This window comes from Microbispora sp. NPDC004025 (assembly GCF_053604425.1).
Genome location: NZ_JBSGHN010000004.1, coordinates 426545 through 443821, shown reverse-complemented (window position 1 = coordinate 443821; position 17277 = coordinate 426545). Strand labels below are relative to the sequence as shown.

The window sequence follows — 17277 nt, the reverse complement described above, 5'->3', positions numbered from 1 at the left end:
ACCACGGCCGGCACCCGCTTCAGAACGAGGGCCTGCCTCTCACCCTGAGTCGCACCCGGCGGCGTCACACCCGGCGGCGTCGCGGGCGGCGGGACGTGGGGGTGCGGTGGCGTGGAGGGGCGGCGGCGCGGAGGGACCTACCAGTCGCCGTCCCCGCCCTCGTCCTCGTCGCCCTCGAAGATCTCTTCGACGATCTCGCCCGCCACCAGACCGCCGACCACTCCGGCGGCGCCGGCCGCGGCCACCGCACCCCAGCCGGGACCGCTGCGGTGCTCGTGGTGGCCTCCGTGGAAATGAGCTTCGTGTCCGTGCTCGTAACCGCCGTGGCCGCCGTAACCGCCGTGGCCGTCGTAGCCGCCATGGCCGCCGTACGGTGCGCCGTACTGGGCCAGCCCGGTGAGCCAGCGGTCGATCTCCCCGGCCCAGTCCATGCGTACCGCGTCCTCGTGACTGACGCGGAAGCGGCCGATGGCGTCGACGGACCGGTGGCCCGCGCGCTTGTCGGCCTCCAGGATGACCTCCAGACCAGCGGGGTCGGCCACGAAAGTGAGCTCGACCTCCCCCACGACGCCGGCCTGCCGCGGCGGCGGGTAGAACTCGATCTCCTGGTAGAACGGCAGCTCCTGGCGCACGCCGTGCAGGTGGCCCGCCTCCAGGTCGGCCGACTTGAAGGCGAAGCCGAGCTGGAGGAACGCCTCCAGGACGCGCAGCTGGGAGGGGAGCGGCTCGACGGCGACCGGGTCGAGGTCGCCCTTGTCGACGGCCTTGGCGATGGCCACCTCGGTGCGTACGCCGAGCGCCATGCCGGTCAGGTGCTGCCCGTCGATCTCGCTGATCGGGGCCTCCCACGGCATCGGGATCTGGAAGGCGATGCTCCGGTCCTCACCCTTGCGCAAGGTGAACGGACCGGACACCCGGGCACGGGAGAACTCGCCGAGCCCCGCGCTCTCGCCGTCGCCGTGCTCGAGCTCCACTCCGGCGACGAGGCCGAGAGTGATCTCCTCGATCTCGGCGTCGAAGTCGCCGCCGGACAGTCTCACCTCGCCCGTGAGCACGCCGCCCGGCCGGACCCGCGGGGTGGTCAGTACGGTGTCCACCGAGGGGGCGCCGACCCCGAGAGCGCCCAGCATCCGCTTGAAGACCACGTGTTTCTCCCTGTGAACGGTTGATGAGGGTGTGTCAGCCGCCCACCTGAACGATCAAGACCCGGGCCGGGTTCCGCCGGCTGGTAAAGATCGCGCTTCCGTTGGTCAAGGGCTCGTGTGGCGGCGCTGTCCCGCGACGGCCGCCAGGATGGCGTCACACACACGAGGGCGGGCCGCCAGGATCGCGTCACATACATGAGGGCGGGTCGCCAGGGGCGCCGGACACCCGGACGAGGGCGGGCCATCAGTGCGTCTCACACCCCTGCACGAGGGCGGCCGTCCCCTTCAACGGCGGCCGGAGGGTGCGGTCCTCACGCGTCCCGGCCGGCGCGCGACCGGCGGGCGCGGCCGGGTCATCCGGTGGACGCCCAGGCCGGCGACGGCCAGGACGGCCAGCCCGGCCACCGCAAGGAGGCCGGCTCGTTGGGAGACCTGCTCCACCAGCCCGTACGAGCCTCCAGCGGCGTATCCGAGCCCCACGGTGCCCGCCCCCCAGACCAGGCCGCCGGGCACCTCGAAGGCGAGGAATCTGGCGTACGGCAGGCGTCCCATGCCGGCCAGCAAAGGGATCAGGGCGCGCAGCAGACCGATCCAGCGACCGAAGAGGACGGCCCAGCCGCCGCGCCGCCGCAGGTAGTCCTCGGTGCGGTCCCAGCGCTCCGCGCTCACCCGGCGGCCGAGCCGGCTGTCGCGCACGCGAGGCCCCAGCCGCCGGCCGATCCGGTAACTGATGGAATCCCCCGCGATCGCGCCCACGCCGGCCGCGGCCATCATGAGCGGCAGGCTCACGTGCCCCGTGAAGGCGAGAAACCCGGCCATCAGCAACGCGAGCTCGCCCGGCACCACGAGCCCGACGAGCGCGGCCGTCTCCGCGCAGGCCATCAGCCCGACCACCAAGTAGGCCCACGGGCTCGTCATCGCCATGAACTGGTGCAGCGCCTGCGTCATCGGTTGCCCCCCGCCGCCGCGACGACTCCTCCCCACAATGCACGTCACACCGGGAACGCCAGTAGCTCGCGGCGGGAAAACCTCGGTAAGCGTCGGGCCCGCGAGGGAGACTTCGCACCGCGCACGTGGCGCCTGCCGGAGGGCGCGGGGCCCGAGGCTCATGGTCGAATCGTTCCCCCACCTCTTCCGCAGAGGAGACGAAGAGCATGAACCACAGATCTCTCCAGGAGACCAGAGAGTTCTTCGCCGCGAAGGCGGCCACCTGGGAGGAGAAGTATCCCGACGACGGCCCGGCGTTCGCCGTCGCGATCGCCGAGATGGCCCTGCCGCCCGGAGGGCTGGCCATCGACGCCGGCTGTGGAACCGCCCGCGCTTTCCCCCTGCTACGGGACGCGGTCGGGGCGGCAGGGCGCGTGGTGGGCGTCGACGTCACCCCGGAGATGGTCCGGTCGGCCCGCGAACGGGGGCGGGGCGACTACGGCCGGCTGCTGGTCGCCGACGTCGGGCGGCTTCCGCTCCGCGACGGCGTGGCCGACGGCGTGCTGGCGTCCGGGCTGATCTCCCATGTCCTCCGGCCGGTCGCCGTGCTGTCCGAGCTGGCCCGGGTGACCCGGCCAGGCGGAAGGCTGGCGCTGTTCCACCCCGTGGGCCGGGCGGTGCTCGCGGCGCGGCGCGGACGCACCCTGACCCCCGACGACGTACGGGCCCGGCACAACCTACGTCCCCTGCTGGACGCCGCCGGATGGACCCTGGTCGACTACCACGACACCGAGGAGCGCTATCTGGCGTTGGCTCGCAGATGAAAGGCAGAAAGAGGCCATGGCGATGCTTAGGCGAGCAAACAAAAATCGTCTACCAGTGCGGGTCGAAGAGCACGATCGCGACCTGCCCCAGAAGCCAATCGCGTATCAGCGTCAGCAGCCACACCACACCCACGCTGAGGGCGATGCTGGTTATCAGCGTCGCCGCGAGCAGCGTCACCAAAGTCCGCCATGCGGGCCGGGGCCGACGCCGAACAACCATGTATTGAGTCAAGCAAGCGGCCGGCAGGCATTCCAGCCTGGCCCCGCGTTCGCTGCGAACTCGATACGCACCACCAAGAAAGGTGATCGCACGATAGGGCGGCCAGAAAGGCCGGCTCCGATGACGGATCCGGCCTAACCCCGGCACTGGAACCGAGGCTGGTCCGCCGCCGCGGAACCCCGCGCGGTCCATCCTTGTCGGGCTCGGCCGGCTTCCAGCGGTGCCCAGTCGCTCCAGCCGCCGTTTTCGCGGTCTGCCGGATGCAATATGGCCGGCCCTCGCCGCGAATGGCGACCACCTCGATCCTGCCGTCCTTGGTGCGGCCCGCGTTCAAGGGGGAGTGAGCTTCGGCCTCTCCGATGACGAAGTCAGAGCGCGTAGTACGTCGGGAGCCTTTCGATCCGGCCGCCCAGGAGTCCGCCCATCCGCGCCGGGTGCCAGAGGTGACGCGGGGCGAACTCGACGATGTCCACGCGGGAACCGTCCTTGGCCCTGGCGGGCCGTCCCCGCGCGACCGCGGTGGCCGCCTCCTTGCCGGGAACGCGGACCATCTCATCGAGCATGCCGACGAACGCCTCCACGGTGGGCGGCAGACTCCTGGCGGAGGGCCCCGAAGGCGCGAGCAGAAGGTCGGTCCAGAACTCGGGGCGGTGCGACGGGTGGTTGATGCGTTGCCAATACGCCTTCCGGTCACGGACGTGTGCGGCCAGCAGCCCGTGGAGGTCCTCGCCCTCCGGCGTAGGGATCCCGTCGACATACCGGCGGAGCCCTCGGGTGCTTTCTGAGTTCATCGCCTTGCGCATCAACCGCAGGTAGGCGCCACCCAGCCCGAGCCGGAACAGTGTGCGCTCCATACGCCACTGTGTCCGCAACTCCGGTCCCATGCCGTCCGGCCTGGTGTTGACGAGATAGCGCGCGAGATCGCGGCGGTGTCCCTCGTCGAGAGGCACTGTGTAGACGGCGCTGTCCCGGAGCTCGCGCGTGTCCGGATCGAACACCTGGACCGCTGGGTGGCCGTGGTCAGCGGCGATGGCCGCCGCCATGACGAGCTCACCGAGGGTCCACCATGACTTCAGGTAGTCGTCCGTTTCGTACACCCAGACGTCCGCGCAGGTCCGGAGCATGTCGTCGAGCAGGCTAAGCACCATCCACCGGCGCCCGGCGGACAGCAACTCCCGATCCAGAGACAGCAACGAGGGCCGGACGACGTGCGCCGGCCTGGCCGGCTGACCGGGAAGGCGACCCGCTTCCAGACGAGTGCCAAGCTTTCGTACGGCCTCGTAGTGGGCGCCCCGGTAGCTGAAGAAGACCCTGCCGGTCGACGCGTCGTAGAAATCTCGATGCGCCCACTCGACCGACTGCCTGATCATGGCGTGGACACGTGCGATGACGTCGGGATCGGCCCGCAGGTGGGCGTTCCAGTCCTCGGCGGTCAGCCGCTCGCTGGGCGCATCGCCCTCCACGATGTCGTGAAGCTGCCGCTCGACCCATTCCAGGATCGTTCGGTCGCCCTCCGGGATCCACATGTTCGGGCCGGTGCCGGTATCCGGGATCGGGTCGACCGCTGTTCCGTCGGGCAGTCGCCGATGGGGAAACGGGTAGGCGGGGCTACCGCCTCTACGGACGGGTGCCACGTTCAGCGGCAGATAGCCGGTGCTGACGATCAGGACGTGCTGGAACATGTTCGAGCCGGTGAGTTTGCCGTACCCCCCGATATCAAGCGGGGAGAACGGCCCCTCGTGCGGCGGCAGGTCGTGAATGACGGCCGTATCGCAGAGGGAGGCGCGTGCACCGGCGGTGATATCGGTCTCCTCGTTGATGTGAACGAGGTAGCCGCACCGCTCGGCGACCTGCGCCATTTTTCGCGCGCGTTCTTCTCCACCCGACGCGGGCGACGGGAAGATGGTGAGTGTCGGTTTCAAGAATCGCAGCTTCTCCCCGGCGCACGGCACAGGTGCAGCCCTCGGCGGTCGACGTTCCTTCCGTCCCCGATTCAGCCACCATTCGTACCAGGTGAGCTTATTCCGCCATAGCTGCTTCACCGGTGGAAAAGTCTTGCTGCCCGAGTGGGGTAGCCGGATGTGGTCAGCCGGAGGATTCGGCCCGTCGACTCAGCAGGACGCCATCGCTCGCGCGTTCTGCCGTGCTCGTCAGCTCACGCGGTGCGGGCGGGGGACCTGGGCGAATGTCGAGAGCCTGAACCACCGTGGCAGGGCGCGGCGTAGCGCCTCCGGGCCGTGCACCTCGACGGCGCCGGAGCGGAGGGCGTCGGACCAGGCGAGATCGCCACGCCAGATCTCGGTCATCCGCCGCAGGCCCACGGTCACCATCACCGTCGGCGGATAGCCGGGGTCGTCGTCGCAGACGTCGACGTCGCCGGGGGTGATGACCAGCCACCAGTCGCGGGTGTGGACCGGCACGTCGGTAAAGCTGAACCGCACCACCGTCCGCTGGTCGGGGACGACGTCGTGGTCGACGTTGCGGTGCATGTCCCACAGCAGCAGCTGCGGATCGAGGTCCTCGTCGCCGAGCTCGGCGATCCAGCGGATGCCCCAGGCGCCCAGTGCTTCGACTACCGGCCGCAGTTCCTGCCCGGCCGGGGTGAGCAGGTAACGCACCCGGTTGCCGTCGGGACGGCGCTCCAGAACACCGGCCCGCTCCAGCCGGTTGAGCCGCCTGGACAGCAGAGAGGGGGACATCCTCGGCACCCCGCGGCGCAGCTCGTTGAAGTAGCGGCTTCCGGTGACCAGCTCCCGGATGATGAGGAGCGTCCAGCGCTCGTCGAGCAGCTCCATCGCCTTCGCGACAGGACAGAATTGTCCGTACGAGGATCCCACGCCGATCAGCGTAACCCCGAGACGAAATCACCAGGTGGTACAGATTTCGTACTAGGGGAGGACGCCCGGTGTTCCTACTGTCGATTCATGACTTCCACGATCAACCCGATTCGGCATGATGCCGACGTCGTCGCGCTGGCCGCCGATGTCGGCCTGAAATGCGCACCGAGCGAGGCGGAACACGACCTGAACGCCACCTTCGTCGCCGAGGGCTACCGGGCGATGCAGGATCGCGGTTACCTGCGGCTGGCCGTACCCACGGAATTCGGCGGCCTGGGTGCCCCGCTGCGTCAGGTGGTGCTGGCCGAGGGCGAGCTCGCCCGCCATGCCGGATCGGCCGCGCTGGCCGCCGCCATGCACCTCTACATGACCCTCGTTCAGTGCTGGCGGCACCGCCGAGGTGCGCCGGACGCCGAAGGCGCGTTGCGCCGAATCGCCGCCGACGGGCTGATCCTGGCCACCAGCGGTGGATCGGACTGGGTGTGCCCGACGACGACGGCCGTCGAGGTCGACGGCGGATACCGGTTCACCGGACGGAAGACGTTCTGCTCGCAGGCGCCGGTCGCCACCGTCATCTCCACCTCGGCAGTGCTCGGGGAGCCCGGACCCGGCGCCGAGGTGCTGCACGCGGGGGTGCCGCTGTCCAGCCCCGGCGTGTCGCTGGTCGAGACCTGGGACACCCTCGGCATGCGCGGCACCGCCAGTCATGACCTGGTGTTCGATGACGTGTTCGTCCCGGCGGACAAGATCCTCGGTCGCCGGCCGTACGGAAAGCTCGCGGGCCCGCTGCTGGTCGCCGCCATCCACTTCGCGCCCGTCGTCAGCGCGGTGTATCTGGGCATCGCGCGGGGAGCGTACGACGAGGCGCTCCGCGTCCTCGGCGCGCGTGCCGCGGACCCGGCGCCGGCGGCGGTGCGTCAGCTGGGGGAGATGGCCGCGCGCCTGCGGGTGGCCTGGTGGGCGCTGCTCGCCGCCGTCGAAGAGGTCGGGGACGATCCGCCGGCGGACGAGCCGACCCTGATCACGCTGATGGTGGCCAAACGGCACGCCGTGAGTGAGGCGAAAGCCGTCGTCGACCTCGCTCTCGACGTCGTGGGAGGCTCCGCCTTTTTCCGAACCTCTCCCCTGGAACGGGCGTACCGGGACGTTCGAGGTGGCCCGTTCCACCCCCTCACGCCCGAGGCGACCCTGGCTCTGGCCGGCTCCGCCGCAATGGCCGGCGCGCGGCGTACGTCGTGATCGGTGTCCTGTTCATCGAGACCCGCCGCTCACCGGCAGTAGGTCGTCGCACGCGCCGTACCCGCCGCCGGCGCTCGGCGTGCCGCGGCGATCGTGTTCATATGGCTGGCCGATAGGCGCCGGCGTCTGGGGCCCCGTCGGCGCGGTGTACGGGCTCGCGCGACCACCAGAGCAGGGCGGCCGAGACCAGGCAGGCGGTGGTGAACCACAAGGGCGAGATGGCCGGCCTCGAAAAGGTCGTGATCATCCCGTACAGATCGGAGGCGTCCGGCCGGGTGAGAAACCAGCCGCGGGGGAGGCCGAGGCCGTGCCGCTCGATCAGGGTCACGGCGGCGAGCCCGCTGAGCGCGGTGCAGAGCAGGCCGCTCATGACCACCCAGAACGCGGCCTGCCGGTGCAGGGCGACGAGGACCAGTACGGCCAGGCCGCCGATGCCGACGAACAGCTCGAAAGCGTGCCAGCCCGTCGTAACCGCGTCACCCACGGCGCCATCCAGGACGCGGGGCAGCCTCTCGATCGACACGTGCGGGCTGATCCAGGCCGGATGGCGGTTGGCCAGCGGCGGGAGTAGCAGGACCAGGCACGCGGTGAGGCGGGCCGCGACCGTGAACGCGGTCCTGCGATCGGCCGGCAGGACGTACGGCGCGGGCCTGCTGGGTGCGGAGCCGAGTTCGTGGGCGGTTCGGGCCAGCCAGATGACGAACAGGGCGTCGGCGGCCGTGGTGGCCTCGTCGTAGACGTCGTAGAGGTCGCCGTTCCCGCGCAGCGGGATGCCCGCGACGAGAAGTGCGACCGGCACCAGCAGAGAGGCGATGCCGTACCACTCTGTGGTCCGCCCCCAGCGGCCGCTGCGCCACTGCGCCCTGAGCACCAGCGCGGACCACACCAGATCTCCCACGCCGGCGAACCCGCCGAACGCCGCCGCCCGTTCCGCCTCGCGCCAGTCGAGTACGTCGAACACCTCGGTCGCCGCCAGGCTCACCTGGGCCAGCAGGCCGGCGCCCAAGGCGAGATCGGCGTGGCGAATTTCGTGGCGCAGCACCGGGTGGAACAGCACCACAACCGCCGACATCAGGAGTGCCTCGAGCACCACCGCCCACCACGGCCAGATCGGCATGATCGCGTATAACGCCCAGAATGCCACTGTCGCGTACAGAGCTCTTCGCAGCGGGCGCGTCTCGCGGTCGGCCACGAGAGGCTTCCCGGACGGCAGGCCCCTCAGGCCCCGCAGGCCCCGCAGGCTCTGCCACAGCGCCCAGGCCCACAGCCCGCCCGCCAGGACGAGGATGAGCACATTCGGCCACGTGGCTGTGGCGTCCTCGTCCGCTTCGAAGAACAGCGACAACCGCCATAGGAGGCCGATGTCGCCACCGGTCAGCGCGAGCACCGCGGCGACCGCGAGCGCCGCCGCATATCCACTGGTCACGAGCACGGCGGGAAGGACCGACTGATAACGGCGCACGCGATACATCCTGAAGATCGAGCAGGGGGTGGGGCCTCACCCTAGCGATCCACCGGTGTCCTGGGGCCGCCCGCGGCCGTCGTCACTCAGTACTGGGCCCCATCCGCGCCGGTGCTCCGGCTCGTCGCGCCCCGGAGGCTGGGGTAGTACAACACCTCGACATACAGGATCCGATCACGTACAACGTCCAGGATCAGGTCACCCTTTTCGGGGATCAGCGGTACGCAACGGTGCCCGGAACCGTAGGCCCCATCAGGAGGTGGGGCTGTGTAGAAGCTCTGGCAGAAATCATCCCCGCACTCGCACCACTGGTGGAGACGCAGATCCCACGCGACGATCGCAAGCTCGGTTTCTCCGGCCTCCTCAAGGCGTGCGATCAGGTCCGCGATGAGTTCTGGGAAGAGCTCGCGGACCAGAGGGTGGGTCTCGTCCATGCGGTGACCGTATTCCTGCCGGTGTCCCTGCGGTAGCCGACGGCCATTGCTGGTTCTTCAACCTTGTAATCACTTTTCGATCCCGGTCCTTCCCCCCCGTGGGCTCGGCGCGCTCTTCCGCATCTGCGTACGTCGCGGCGCGGCCGGAGAGCGGAACGTGTGGCCGAGGCGCGGTGAAGTTGCGCTGGCACCGTCGGGGCGTCGGCGCGACCGGGAAGTCTGGTTGAAATTTACATCGGTGTCAGTCACGGACCAGCGGTTCGAGCACGTCGTCTCCCTTTCTGTTGACGCACTCCCGCCCCCTCTCTAGCGTGAGGCCTCCGTGGGTGATCGGCCTTTTTTGTTATCGCTAACAATGTGCACAAGTGAAAGTTGACCCAGCAGTTTAGATCTAGTGATGGGACATTTCATGGCACTGAGCATGGCGTCTGATGGTTACTCATCAGGACCATCGCGGAGCATCCGGTCGTTGCGCCGATTGCTGATCGCCCTCATGGTGACCGCGCTCACCGTAGTGGCAGCCCTCGTCCCCGCGCCGTCGGCCCATGCCGCCACCAACCAGTTCCGAGGCATGAACTGGGCTGTGCTGGGTGACAACTTCAGCACCGGCACGCTCGTCCCGCAGGGCCTGAGCCAGTCCGACAGCAACGCGACCGTACGGGCCAAGGCCAACACGCTCTACGACAGCATGGAATACCTCATGGGGGTCAACACCGTCCGGCTGCCCATCAACACCCACACTGTGGCCAACACGACCTGGTGGAACGCCTACCGCGGCGCCATCGACGCCGCCGCGGAACGTGGATTCAAGGTCATCCTGGCCTACTGGGAGGACGGCGCCGCCTCCGGCGGCAGGATCACGAACCTCACCGCGTGGAACGCGATGTGGTCCAGCGTGATCAACACGTACGGCTCGAACGGCAACGTCTACTTCGAGCCGATGAACGAGCCACACGGCTACTCGTCGGCGGAGTGGCGCAACGTGGCGGCGAACTGGCTCAGCACTCACAACTCGGCGGCGCCCGGCCGGGTGCTCATCGGCGGCACCGGCTTCAGCCAGGACCTCCGGGACATCTGCAACGACAGCCGCTTCAATTCGACGCTGCTGTCCTTCCACTATTACGCCTTCTTCTACAGCGCGATGACCTACGACGGTTTCCGAAGCCACATGCAGTCGCTTCTGGGCAACTGCGCCTCCCGCGCGGTCGTGACCGAGTTCGGCGCGCCGATGGCCACCGGCCTGAACTACGGCGACCCGAACAGCACTGACAACTTCGTGCGCTACCTCCGCGCCGTGACGCAGGTCATGCGGGACAACCAGATGGGCGGCACCTACTGGCCCGCCGTCGGCGGCAAGATAACCGCAGGCCTCGGCTACGACCACTACTCGATGTTCGCTCTCGGCGGCAGCGGCACCACCCTCAACCTGTCCACCCGCAACGGCTACGGCGCCAACCGGGTCCGCTACGGCTGGGGCGACACCGTCGGCGACTCCACCCCTTCGCCGACGCCGACGCCGCAGCCGGAGACGTTCTACAGGCTCAACGTGCGCCACAGCGGCAAGGCCATGGACGTCCAGCAGGCGAGCACCAACAACAGCGCGCGCGTCGACCAGTACACCTACGGCGGCAACCCATGGCAGCAGTGGCAGTTCCAGGACGCCGGCAGCGGCTACTGGCGCATCGTCAGCCGCCACAGCGGGAAGTGCCTTGACGTGGTGGGCGCGTCAACCGCCGACGGTGCCGAGCTCATCCAGTACACCTGTGGCACCGGCGCCAATCAGCAGTTCCAGATGGTCGCCAACGGTAGCTACTTCCAGCTGCGGGCACGACACAGCGGCAAATGCGTGGACGTACCGTCCGCATCGACCGCGGATGGCGTGATCCTCAAGCAGTATTCGTGCAACACCGGCGCCAACCAGCAGTGGTCGCGCACGGCGGTCTGACGGGCGTCTCGACGTAACCGCGGATCCGCGTACGGTCCCTCCCCGGTGCCGAGCTCGTGCTGTGCGCTCGGTGCCGGGGATGCGGATCGCGGCGTCGTGTGGCCGGCCCGGGGTGCGCTCACCCGGGCACCCCCAGCGGCACCGCATCCCCCTGTATGGGAACCGACATCCCGGCCGAAGCAACGCAGAAGGCCGGTTCCGATCTTCGGAACCGGCCTCTCGGCTGGTACTACATGGTCGGGGTGGCGGTGTTCTGGTTCAGGACATAGGAAACGGGTGTCTCGAGACATAGGAAACCCCGGTGGCGCATGTCTCCGGAGATAGGAAACACGCAGAGTCAGGACCTGCGGGCGGTCGACAGTCGGCTGGTGTCGAAGGCCAGACTCATCATCACGGCGACAGCGGCGGGTTCGCCCGGTTGACGAGCAAATGAGTGGCTGGTCCATCTCCACGTGGGCGGGAATCGGCGTGCCGGCAGCCGGGTGCGAGGTGAGGGTGGCGTGCGCGAACTCCGACAACCCGCGCGTCACCGCGGCCCGCGCCTACCTCCTGTCAGGGGGCGATCACGGCCTTACCCGACCTGCGCCAGGTTGTCCGCCGTTGTCCCGGCATCCTCCGTTGACCGAGTAGTGGCAGCTGCTGGTCGCATCAGCGCATCTTCCGTTCAACGTCCGCGTGCAGCGAGGCGGCCTGGTCGTGCCGACCGTCGGCCTGTCCGGCTCGATGGCCGCCTTGGCCGCGTCGCCGCCCTTCCTGCGTGCCCGGAAGCTGTCCGCCCATGGGGAAGTGAAGAACGATCCGCCTTCCGCCTTGCGGCCCACAGCCGGCACGTGTCCGCGGAAGGGGATGTAGTACCAGGCGAAGCCGTCGTTCTCGTCCTCGCAGATGGCGTCGGCCATCCTGATGCGTGTCCTCTGCTTCACGCAGACCTCGACCCGGCTCTCGTCGTCGAAGACGATCGCGTCGTCGCCTCTGCCTCCTCGGGCGCGGGCACGCGGAGTGTCGCCGAAGGGCTCGGTGAATGAGCCTCGCGTCGCCTTCCTTCCGATGGCCGGCACTTTCGACTCCCGCGGCACGTAGAACCAGGCGAAGCCGGGCTGGATGTCGTCACATGGCCGGTCGGCGACGCGGATTCGGATTCGCTTGGAAACGCAGACCATGACGGACTTATACGCGTCGCCCTCGTCCTCGTAATCGGCGGGATCCTCCAGGTCGGTGTCTTTCCCAAGGTCGCCGAGGGACCCGACATGCGAGGAGCCCGGATCGGCCGACACGCATCCCGTGACGAGAACGGCGACGAGGACGGCGCACAGCGATCGGAGAATTCCAGACAGCAATTGCCCTCGAATCTTCGGCGGATGTCGTTCAGCCGATCAACGCGTCGTCGTGTCCCAGCGGTTCCGGACGTCCCCGGCTCGCGAGTTACGGAGGAGACGACGATGAGCCACGAGACCACCGGCCGTTTCCGCTGGAGCCGGCGAAATCTCCGGCAACATGCGGATCAAGGAAGTGCGGATCTCCGACACCGAACGGTCCGTCATCTGCCACAACCCGGAGGCGGCCGAGCGGGGCGCGCACATCCGCACCCAGCTCATCACCCAGCTCATCGACGGATCCGACCAGCTCAGTGACTTCAAGCGGGGAGAGCTACGCGGGAAGACTGCCGTCAAGCCCGGCCTGAACCGGCATCTGCGCACCACCCCGGCCGGCAAGCTCCGCATCGACCACGCCACGATCAAGGCCGAGGCCAACCTCGACGGCAAGTACCTGCTGCGCTGCGGCGATCCCCACCTGAGCGCCGCCGATATCGTGCTGGGCTACAAGCAACTCCTGGACGTCGAACGCGGCTGGCGCGACATGAAACAGATCCTCGACCTGCGGCCGGTCTACCACCGGCTCGAGAACGCATCCGCGCTCACGTCCTGCTCTGCTGGCTCGCCCTGCTGCTCATCCGCATCATCGAGACCCGCACCGGCACCACCTAGACCACCTGCCGCCGCGAGCTCGACCGCCTCCACCTGGGCACCTTCGCCGGTCCCACCGGCACCTTCCGTCAAACCACCGCGTTGCCCGAGCCGCGGCATACGCAGTAGCCGCTCATTGCTTTGAACCACCAGAGATGGCCGACCGGCACCGATTCGACGATCAAGGTGCCCAGGTGAACTCGTTTGAACCCGTCAGTGCCCCCTGGCGGCGTTCAGACCGACGGTCAAATGACGGTCAAACGATCAAGGGCCCGATCGCTGTTCTCAGCGATCAGGCCCTTGACCTGCAACTACCTGGTCGGGGTGGCGGGATTTGAACCCACGGCCTCTTCGTCCCGAACGAAGCGCGCTGCCAAGCTGCGCTACACCCCGGTCGCTTGGACTTTTCGTCCTGCGCCTCGGCAAGTCTAGCGGACTTTGCGGCTGCTTGTGCCATCCGGGACGACGGCGCGGCGAGGAACGAGCGTCAGCAGGGTCGCCTCGGGCGGGCAGGCGAAGCGCGCGGGCGCGTAGGGCGAGGTGCCGAGGCCGGCGGAGACATGCAGCCAGGCACTCTCGTGCCTGCTCAGCCCCTTGACCCGGGCGCGGTCGATGCCGCAGTTGGTCACCAGAGCCCCGTAGAAGGGGATGCACAGCTGCCCGCCGTGGGTGTGCCCGGCCAGCAGCAACTGGTACCCGTCCTCGGCGAAGCGCGACATGTTGCGCGGCTCGGGCGAGTGCATGACGCCGAGGCGCAGGTCGGCGTCGGCGGGCGCCTGGCCGGCGATCTCGTCGTACCGGTCCCGGTCGATGTGGGAGTCGTGGATGCCGCCCACGTGGACGTCGAGGTCGGCCACCTTGAGGCGGGCCGTCGTGTTGTTCATGTCCAGCCAGCCGGCCTCGCGCATCGCGGCGCCCAGCTCCTCCCACGGCAGGTTCGGCACGTGCTGCCGCGAGTCGCCCTTGGAGGTGCGCCACAGGTAGCGGGCGGGGTTCTTCGGCCGGGGAGCGTAGAGGTCGTTGGAGCCGTAGACGAACAGGCCCGGGCGGTCGAGCAGCGGCTCCACGGCGTACATGTACGACTCGACGGCGTCGGGGTGCGCCAGCGTGTCGCCGGTGTTCACGACGAGGTCGGGGCTGAGCGCGGCCAGCGACCGCACCCACTTGATCAGCCGGTGGCGGCGGGGCGTGAGATGCAGGTCGGAGATCTGCAGGATACGGACCGGCCGCTGGCCCGGCGCCAGGACGGGGACGTCGAAGCGGCGCAGCCGGAACCAGTTCCGCTCGAGTACGGCGGCGTAGCCGACACCGGCGACGCCGAGGCCGAGAACGGACAGGGGAACCGCGGCTGCTTTCCTCACACAGCAATGATGCCCGACGTACGGCCCGCCTCCCGCATAACCTGGCGAAGACCGGAGCCCGGGCACGGCAAGATGGACGCATGAGTGCGTTGAAGGACAAGCTGAAGGCCGACCTCGCGGCCTCGATGAAGGCCCGTGACGAGGTACGGGTCCGGACGATCCGGATGGCTCTGGCCGCCGTCAACGTCGAGGAGGTCGCGGGCAAGGAGGCACGCGAGCTCTCCGACGACGAGGTGATCAAGGTGCTGACCCGCGAGGCCAAGAAGCGCCGCGAGGCCTCCGAGGCGTTCGCGGGCGCCGGACGGGCCGAGCAGGCCCAGGCGGAGCTGGACGAGCAGGCGGTCCTCGAGGAGTACCTTCCCGCCCAGCTGAGCGACGACGAGCTGAACGCGCTCGTCGACGAGGCGATCGCCGAGAGCGGCGCGCAGGGCCCCAAGGCCATGGGGCAGGTCATGAAGATCCTGAACCCGAAGGTCGCCGGCCGCGCCGAGGGCGGCCGCGTCGCCCAGGCCGTACGCGCCCGTCTGTCCGCGTAACGGTCCGGGCATCGAGACGGTACCGGCCAGGGCGCTGAGACGCCGAAGGGCCGCTCCCCGGCGAGGGAGCGGCCCATCGGACGAGATCAGTTGAACGGATCGAACGGCGAGTCGCCACCGCCGAACCCGCGGCCGTTGCCGCCGCCGCGCCCGCCGCCGGGGCCATCGCCACCGCGCCCGCCACCGGGACCGTCACCACCGGGACCGCCGCCCCGGTCGGACTTCGGCTTCGGCGGGGGCGCGCACTGGTGGGCGCAGCCGCCGAACCTCGACATGTCCGGCTTCACGAACGACGTGGCATCGACGCCCTTGAGCGCCGCCAGGAAGGTGGCCTTCCAGATCGGACCGGGCACGGTGGCGCCGAAGACCGTGCCGTACGTGCGGCCTGCCATCACCTGTCCGGGGAGCGGGTACCGCATCGGGCCGCGCGGGTCGCCGAGGCTGACCGCGCCCGCGAGGTCGGGAGTGAACCCGGCGAACCAGACGGTGCGGGACTGGTCGCCGGTACCGGTCTTGCCGGCGGCGTCCCGGCCGATGCCGCCGACGCCCGACATGGTGCCCTTGGTGAACACGCCCGACATGATGTAGGTGGCGGCGTCCGCGATCTCGTTCTCGACCGCCTGCTTGCAGGACGGCTTGAACGAGGTCACCTTGTTGTAGCGGTCGGTGATCTCCGTGATCGCCATGGGCTTGCAGTACTTCCCGCGCGCCGCGATGGCCGCGTACGCGCTGGCCACGGTCACCGGATCCATCTCGTTGAAGCCGAGCGTGAACGTTTGGAACTCGCGCAGTTTCGCGCCGTCGGCCCGCTTGATGCCGAAGTCCTTGGCGGTCTTCACGACGTCGCAGAGCCCCACCCTCTGCTCCAAGGCCATGAAGAAGGTGTTCACCGACTTCAAGGTGCCGGTCTGCAGGGTCAGGAACCCGCCGCTGCCGCCCTCGGAGTTGTGCTGGACGCCCCGGGGGTCACCGACCAGGTTGCCGTCGCAGTCCTTGAAGGCCGAGGGACCGCTGGCCTGGAAGGTCGCGCCGGTGCTGATGCCGTCGTTGATCTTCCAGCCTTCCTTCAAGGCGGTGATCAGCGTGAACACCTTGAAGGTCGATCCCGCCTGGAAGCCCGCGCCGCCGCCGTGCAGCGCGTCGGCCACGACGTTGATCGACATCTCGTTCTTCTTCTTGCTGGTGCCGAACTTCCGGCTGGCGGCCATCGCCCGGATGGCACCCGTGCCCGGTTCGACCAGAGCCTCGGAGGCGACCGGCTTGTCGGACGGGTGGACGTACTTCTTGATCGCCGTCTCGGCGGCCTTCTGCATCTTCCGGTTCAGCGTGGTGCGGATCGTCAGGCCGCCGCGGGCCAGGAAGTCCTGACGGGCCTTCTTGGTCTTGCCGAACTGCGTGTCGTTGAGGATCTCGTTGCGCACGTACAGGCAGAAGTACGGGTAGTCGCTCTCCTCGCAGCCGCCGGGGATCTCCTTGTCCTTCCACCCCAGTTTCTTCTTCTTGGCCGCGTCGCGCTCGGCCTCGGTGATGATCTTCAGTTCGGCCATGCGGTCGAGCACGACGTTGCGCCGGGCCAGCAGCCGGTCCCGGAACGTCTTGCCCCGGTTGGGGTCGGTGGCGTTCGGGTCCTGGACGGCTCCCGCCAGCGTCGCGGACTCGGCCAGGTTCAGCTCCGAGGCGTGCTTGCCGAAGAACCGCTTGGACGCCGCCTCGATGCCGTACGCGCTGGCGCCGAAGTAGGCGATGTTGAGATACCGGTTGAGGATCTCGTCCTTGCTGTACTTCTGCTCCATCGACATCGCGTAGCGGATCTCGTTGAGCTTGCGCCCGACGGTCGGCGCGACGGCGGCGGCCTTCTCCTCGTCGGTCTCCGCCTTGTTGAACAGAACCTGCTTCACGTACTGCTGGGTGATGGACGAGCCGCCCTGGGTCACCCCGCCGGTCGTGAGGTTTTTCACCAGCGCACGGGTGGTGCCCTCGACGTCGAGCGGGCCGTGCTCGTAGAAGCGGAAGTCCTCGATCGCCACGATCGCCTTGCGCATGATCGGCGCGATGCGGTCCATCGAGACCGATTCCCGGTTCTCGAAGTAGAACTGGGCGATCTGCTTGCCGTCCGCGTCGAGCAGGACCGTCTTCTCGGGCAGCGGCGGTTCGTCGAGGTCCGCCGGCTTGAGGCTCAGGGTCTCGATGCTCGATTTGACCGTGACGCCGGCCCCGCCGACCGCGGGTAGTGCAATCGCCGCCGCCAGCACCCCCGCGACGCCCGCGGCGCCGACAAGACGCAGGGCCGCACCTGTCCGGGATGCCAGAGTTTTGCCGTGAGCTTGCACGGAACCTAGGGTACGTCCGTTTGGCGGCTCTCCCGGCATCGACCTCACGGAAC

Annotated in this window: 14 protein-coding genes, 1 tRNA gene and 1 pseudogene; 5 read left to right on the top strand and 11 right to left on the bottom strand. The window is 68.8% G+C overall.

Annotated elements, in window-relative coordinates; genetic code table 11:
* Nucleotides 1-137: 137 nt before the first annotated feature.
* A complete protein-coding gene (locus ACWEQG_RS14065) occupies nucleotides 138-1145 on the bottom strand; it encodes a sporulation protein (protein ID WP_452284635.1) in 1008 nt (335 codons plus the stop codon).
* A gap of 285 nt (nucleotides 1146-1430) precedes the next feature.
* Entirely contained in the window at nucleotides 1431-2093 is a 663-nt protein-coding gene (locus tag ACWEQG_RS14060) for a DedA family protein (RefSeq protein ID WP_452284633.1), read from the bottom strand.
* A 206-nt stretch (nucleotides 2094-2299) separates the two neighbouring features.
* On the opposite strand from ACWEQG_RS14060, the gene ACWEQG_RS14055 reads away from it, so the two are divergent.
* Nucleotides 2300-2896: a class I SAM-dependent methyltransferase gene (locus tag ACWEQG_RS14055; protein WP_452284631.1), complete on the top strand. Its 597-nt coding sequence runs from the start codon at nucleotides 2300-2302 to the stop codon at nucleotides 2894-2896.
* A gap of 49 nt (nucleotides 2897-2945) precedes the next feature.
* Here ACWEQG_RS14055 and ACWEQG_RS14050 read toward each other — a convergent pair whose 3' ends face one another.
* The 3 genes from ACWEQG_RS14050 to ACWEQG_RS14040 all read right to left on the bottom strand — a co-directional run bounded on the left by ACWEQG_RS14050 (nucleotide 2946) and on the right by ACWEQG_RS14040 (nucleotide 5953).
* Nucleotides 2946-3074 carry a hypothetical protein gene (locus tag ACWEQG_RS14050; RefSeq protein ID WP_452284629.1) on the bottom strand — a complete coding sequence of 43 codons (129 nt, stop codon included), beginning with the start codon at nucleotides 3072-3074 and terminating at the stop codon, nucleotides 2946-2948.
* Nucleotides 3075-3484: 410 nt separating this feature from the next.
* A complete protein-coding gene (locus ACWEQG_RS14045) occupies nucleotides 3485-5158 on the bottom strand; it encodes a hypothetical protein (RefSeq protein WP_452284627.1) in 1674 nt (557 codons plus the stop codon).
* Between the two features lie 108 nt (nucleotides 5159-5266).
* Nucleotides 5267-5953, bottom strand: coding sequence for a winged helix-turn-helix transcriptional regulator (locus ACWEQG_RS14040; RefSeq protein WP_452284625.1), 687 nt, complete (start codon nucleotides 5951-5953; stop codon nucleotides 5267-5269).
* A gap of 87 nt (nucleotides 5954-6040) precedes the next feature.
* Here ACWEQG_RS14040 and ACWEQG_RS14035 point away from each other — a divergent pair, with 87 nt between their 5' ends.
* Nucleotides 6041-7192, top strand: coding sequence for an acyl-CoA dehydrogenase family protein (locus ACWEQG_RS14035; protein ID WP_452284623.1), 1152 nt, complete (start codon nucleotides 6041-6043; stop codon nucleotides 7190-7192).
* Nucleotides 7193-7289: 97 nt separating this feature from the next.
* Here ACWEQG_RS14035 and ACWEQG_RS14030 read toward each other — a convergent pair whose 3' ends face one another.
* Both ACWEQG_RS14030 and ACWEQG_RS14025 read right to left on the bottom strand, forming a co-directional pair.
* On the bottom strand, nucleotides 7290-8654 hold the full coding sequence (locus tag ACWEQG_RS14030) for a hypothetical protein (protein WP_452284621.1): 1365 nt from the start codon (nucleotides 8652-8654) through the stop codon (nucleotides 7290-7292).
* 86 nt (nucleotides 8655-8740) lie between these two features.
* Nucleotides 8741-9088, bottom strand: coding sequence for a hypothetical protein (locus ACWEQG_RS14025; protein WP_452284619.1), 348 nt, complete (start codon nucleotides 9086-9088; stop codon nucleotides 8741-8743).
* Nucleotides 9089-9557: 469 nt separating this feature from the next.
* Here ACWEQG_RS14025 and ACWEQG_RS14020 point away from each other — a divergent pair, with 469 nt between their 5' ends.
* The gene (locus ACWEQG_RS14020) at nucleotides 9558-11033 is read left to right on the top strand and encodes an RICIN domain-containing protein (protein WP_452284618.1); all 1476 of its coding nucleotides are present in this window, start codon (nucleotides 9558-9560) and stop codon (nucleotides 11031-11033) included.
* Between the two features lie 563 nt (nucleotides 11034-11596).
* On the opposite strand, the gene ACWEQG_RS14015 is transcribed toward ACWEQG_RS14020, so the two are convergent.
* Entirely contained in the window at nucleotides 11597-12307 is a 711-nt protein-coding gene (locus ACWEQG_RS14015; RefSeq protein ID WP_452284617.1) for a hypothetical protein, read from the bottom strand.
* 205 nt (nucleotides 12308-12512) lie between these two features.
* Here ACWEQG_RS14015 and ACWEQG_RS14010 point away from each other — a divergent pair.
* Nucleotides 12513-13114, top strand: a pseudogene (locus ACWEQG_RS14010) (IS1634 family transposase); the annotation flags it as partial.
* A gap of 199 nt (nucleotides 13115-13313) precedes the next feature.
* On the opposite strand, the gene ACWEQG_RS14005 reads toward ACWEQG_RS14010, so the two are convergent.
* Nucleotides 13314-13390, bottom strand: a tRNA-Pro gene (locus tag ACWEQG_RS14005).
* 35 nt (nucleotides 13391-13425) lie between these two features.
* The gene (locus tag ACWEQG_RS14000; protein ID WP_452284615.1) at nucleotides 13426-14358 is read right to left on the bottom strand and encodes a metallophosphoesterase; all 933 of its coding nucleotides are present in this window, start codon (nucleotides 14356-14358) and stop codon (nucleotides 13426-13428) included.
* An 80-nt stretch (nucleotides 14359-14438) separates the two neighbouring features.
* On the opposite strand from ACWEQG_RS14000, the gene ACWEQG_RS13995 reads away from it, so the two are divergent.
* Nucleotides 14439-14894 carry a GatB/YqeY domain-containing protein gene (locus ACWEQG_RS13995; protein WP_193202142.1) on the top strand — a complete coding sequence of 152 codons (456 nt, stop codon included), beginning with the start codon at nucleotides 14439-14441 and terminating at the stop codon, nucleotides 14892-14894.
* An 86-nt stretch (nucleotides 14895-14980) separates the two neighbouring features.
* On the opposite strand, the gene ACWEQG_RS13990 is transcribed toward ACWEQG_RS13995, so the two are convergent.
* A complete protein-coding gene (locus ACWEQG_RS13990; RefSeq protein ID WP_452284613.1) occupies nucleotides 14981-17224 on the bottom strand; it encodes a transglycosylase domain-containing protein in 2244 nt (747 codons plus the stop codon).
* Between the last annotated feature and the right edge of the window lie 53 nt (nucleotides 17225-17277).

Coding starts and splice junctions, on each gene's coding strand:
- ACWEQG_RS14060 (WP_452284633.1), bottom strand. CDS start 2,093: ATGACGCAGGCGCTGCACCAGTTCATGGCGATGACGAGCCCGTGGGCC.
- ACWEQG_RS14055 (WP_452284631.1), top strand. CDS start 2,300: ATGAACCACAGATCTCTCCAGGAGACCAGAGAGTTCTTCGCCGCGAAG.
- ACWEQG_RS14035 (WP_452284623.1), top strand. CDS start 6,041: ATGACTTCCACGATCAACCCGATTCGGCATGATGCCGACGTCGTCGCG.
- ACWEQG_RS14025 (WP_452284619.1), bottom strand. CDS start 9,088: ATGGACGAGACCCACCCTCTGGTCCGCGAGCTCTTCCCAGAACTCATC.
- ACWEQG_RS13995 (WP_193202142.1), top strand. CDS start 14,439: ATGAGTGCGTTGAAGGACAAGCTGAAGGCCGACCTCGCGGCCTCGATG.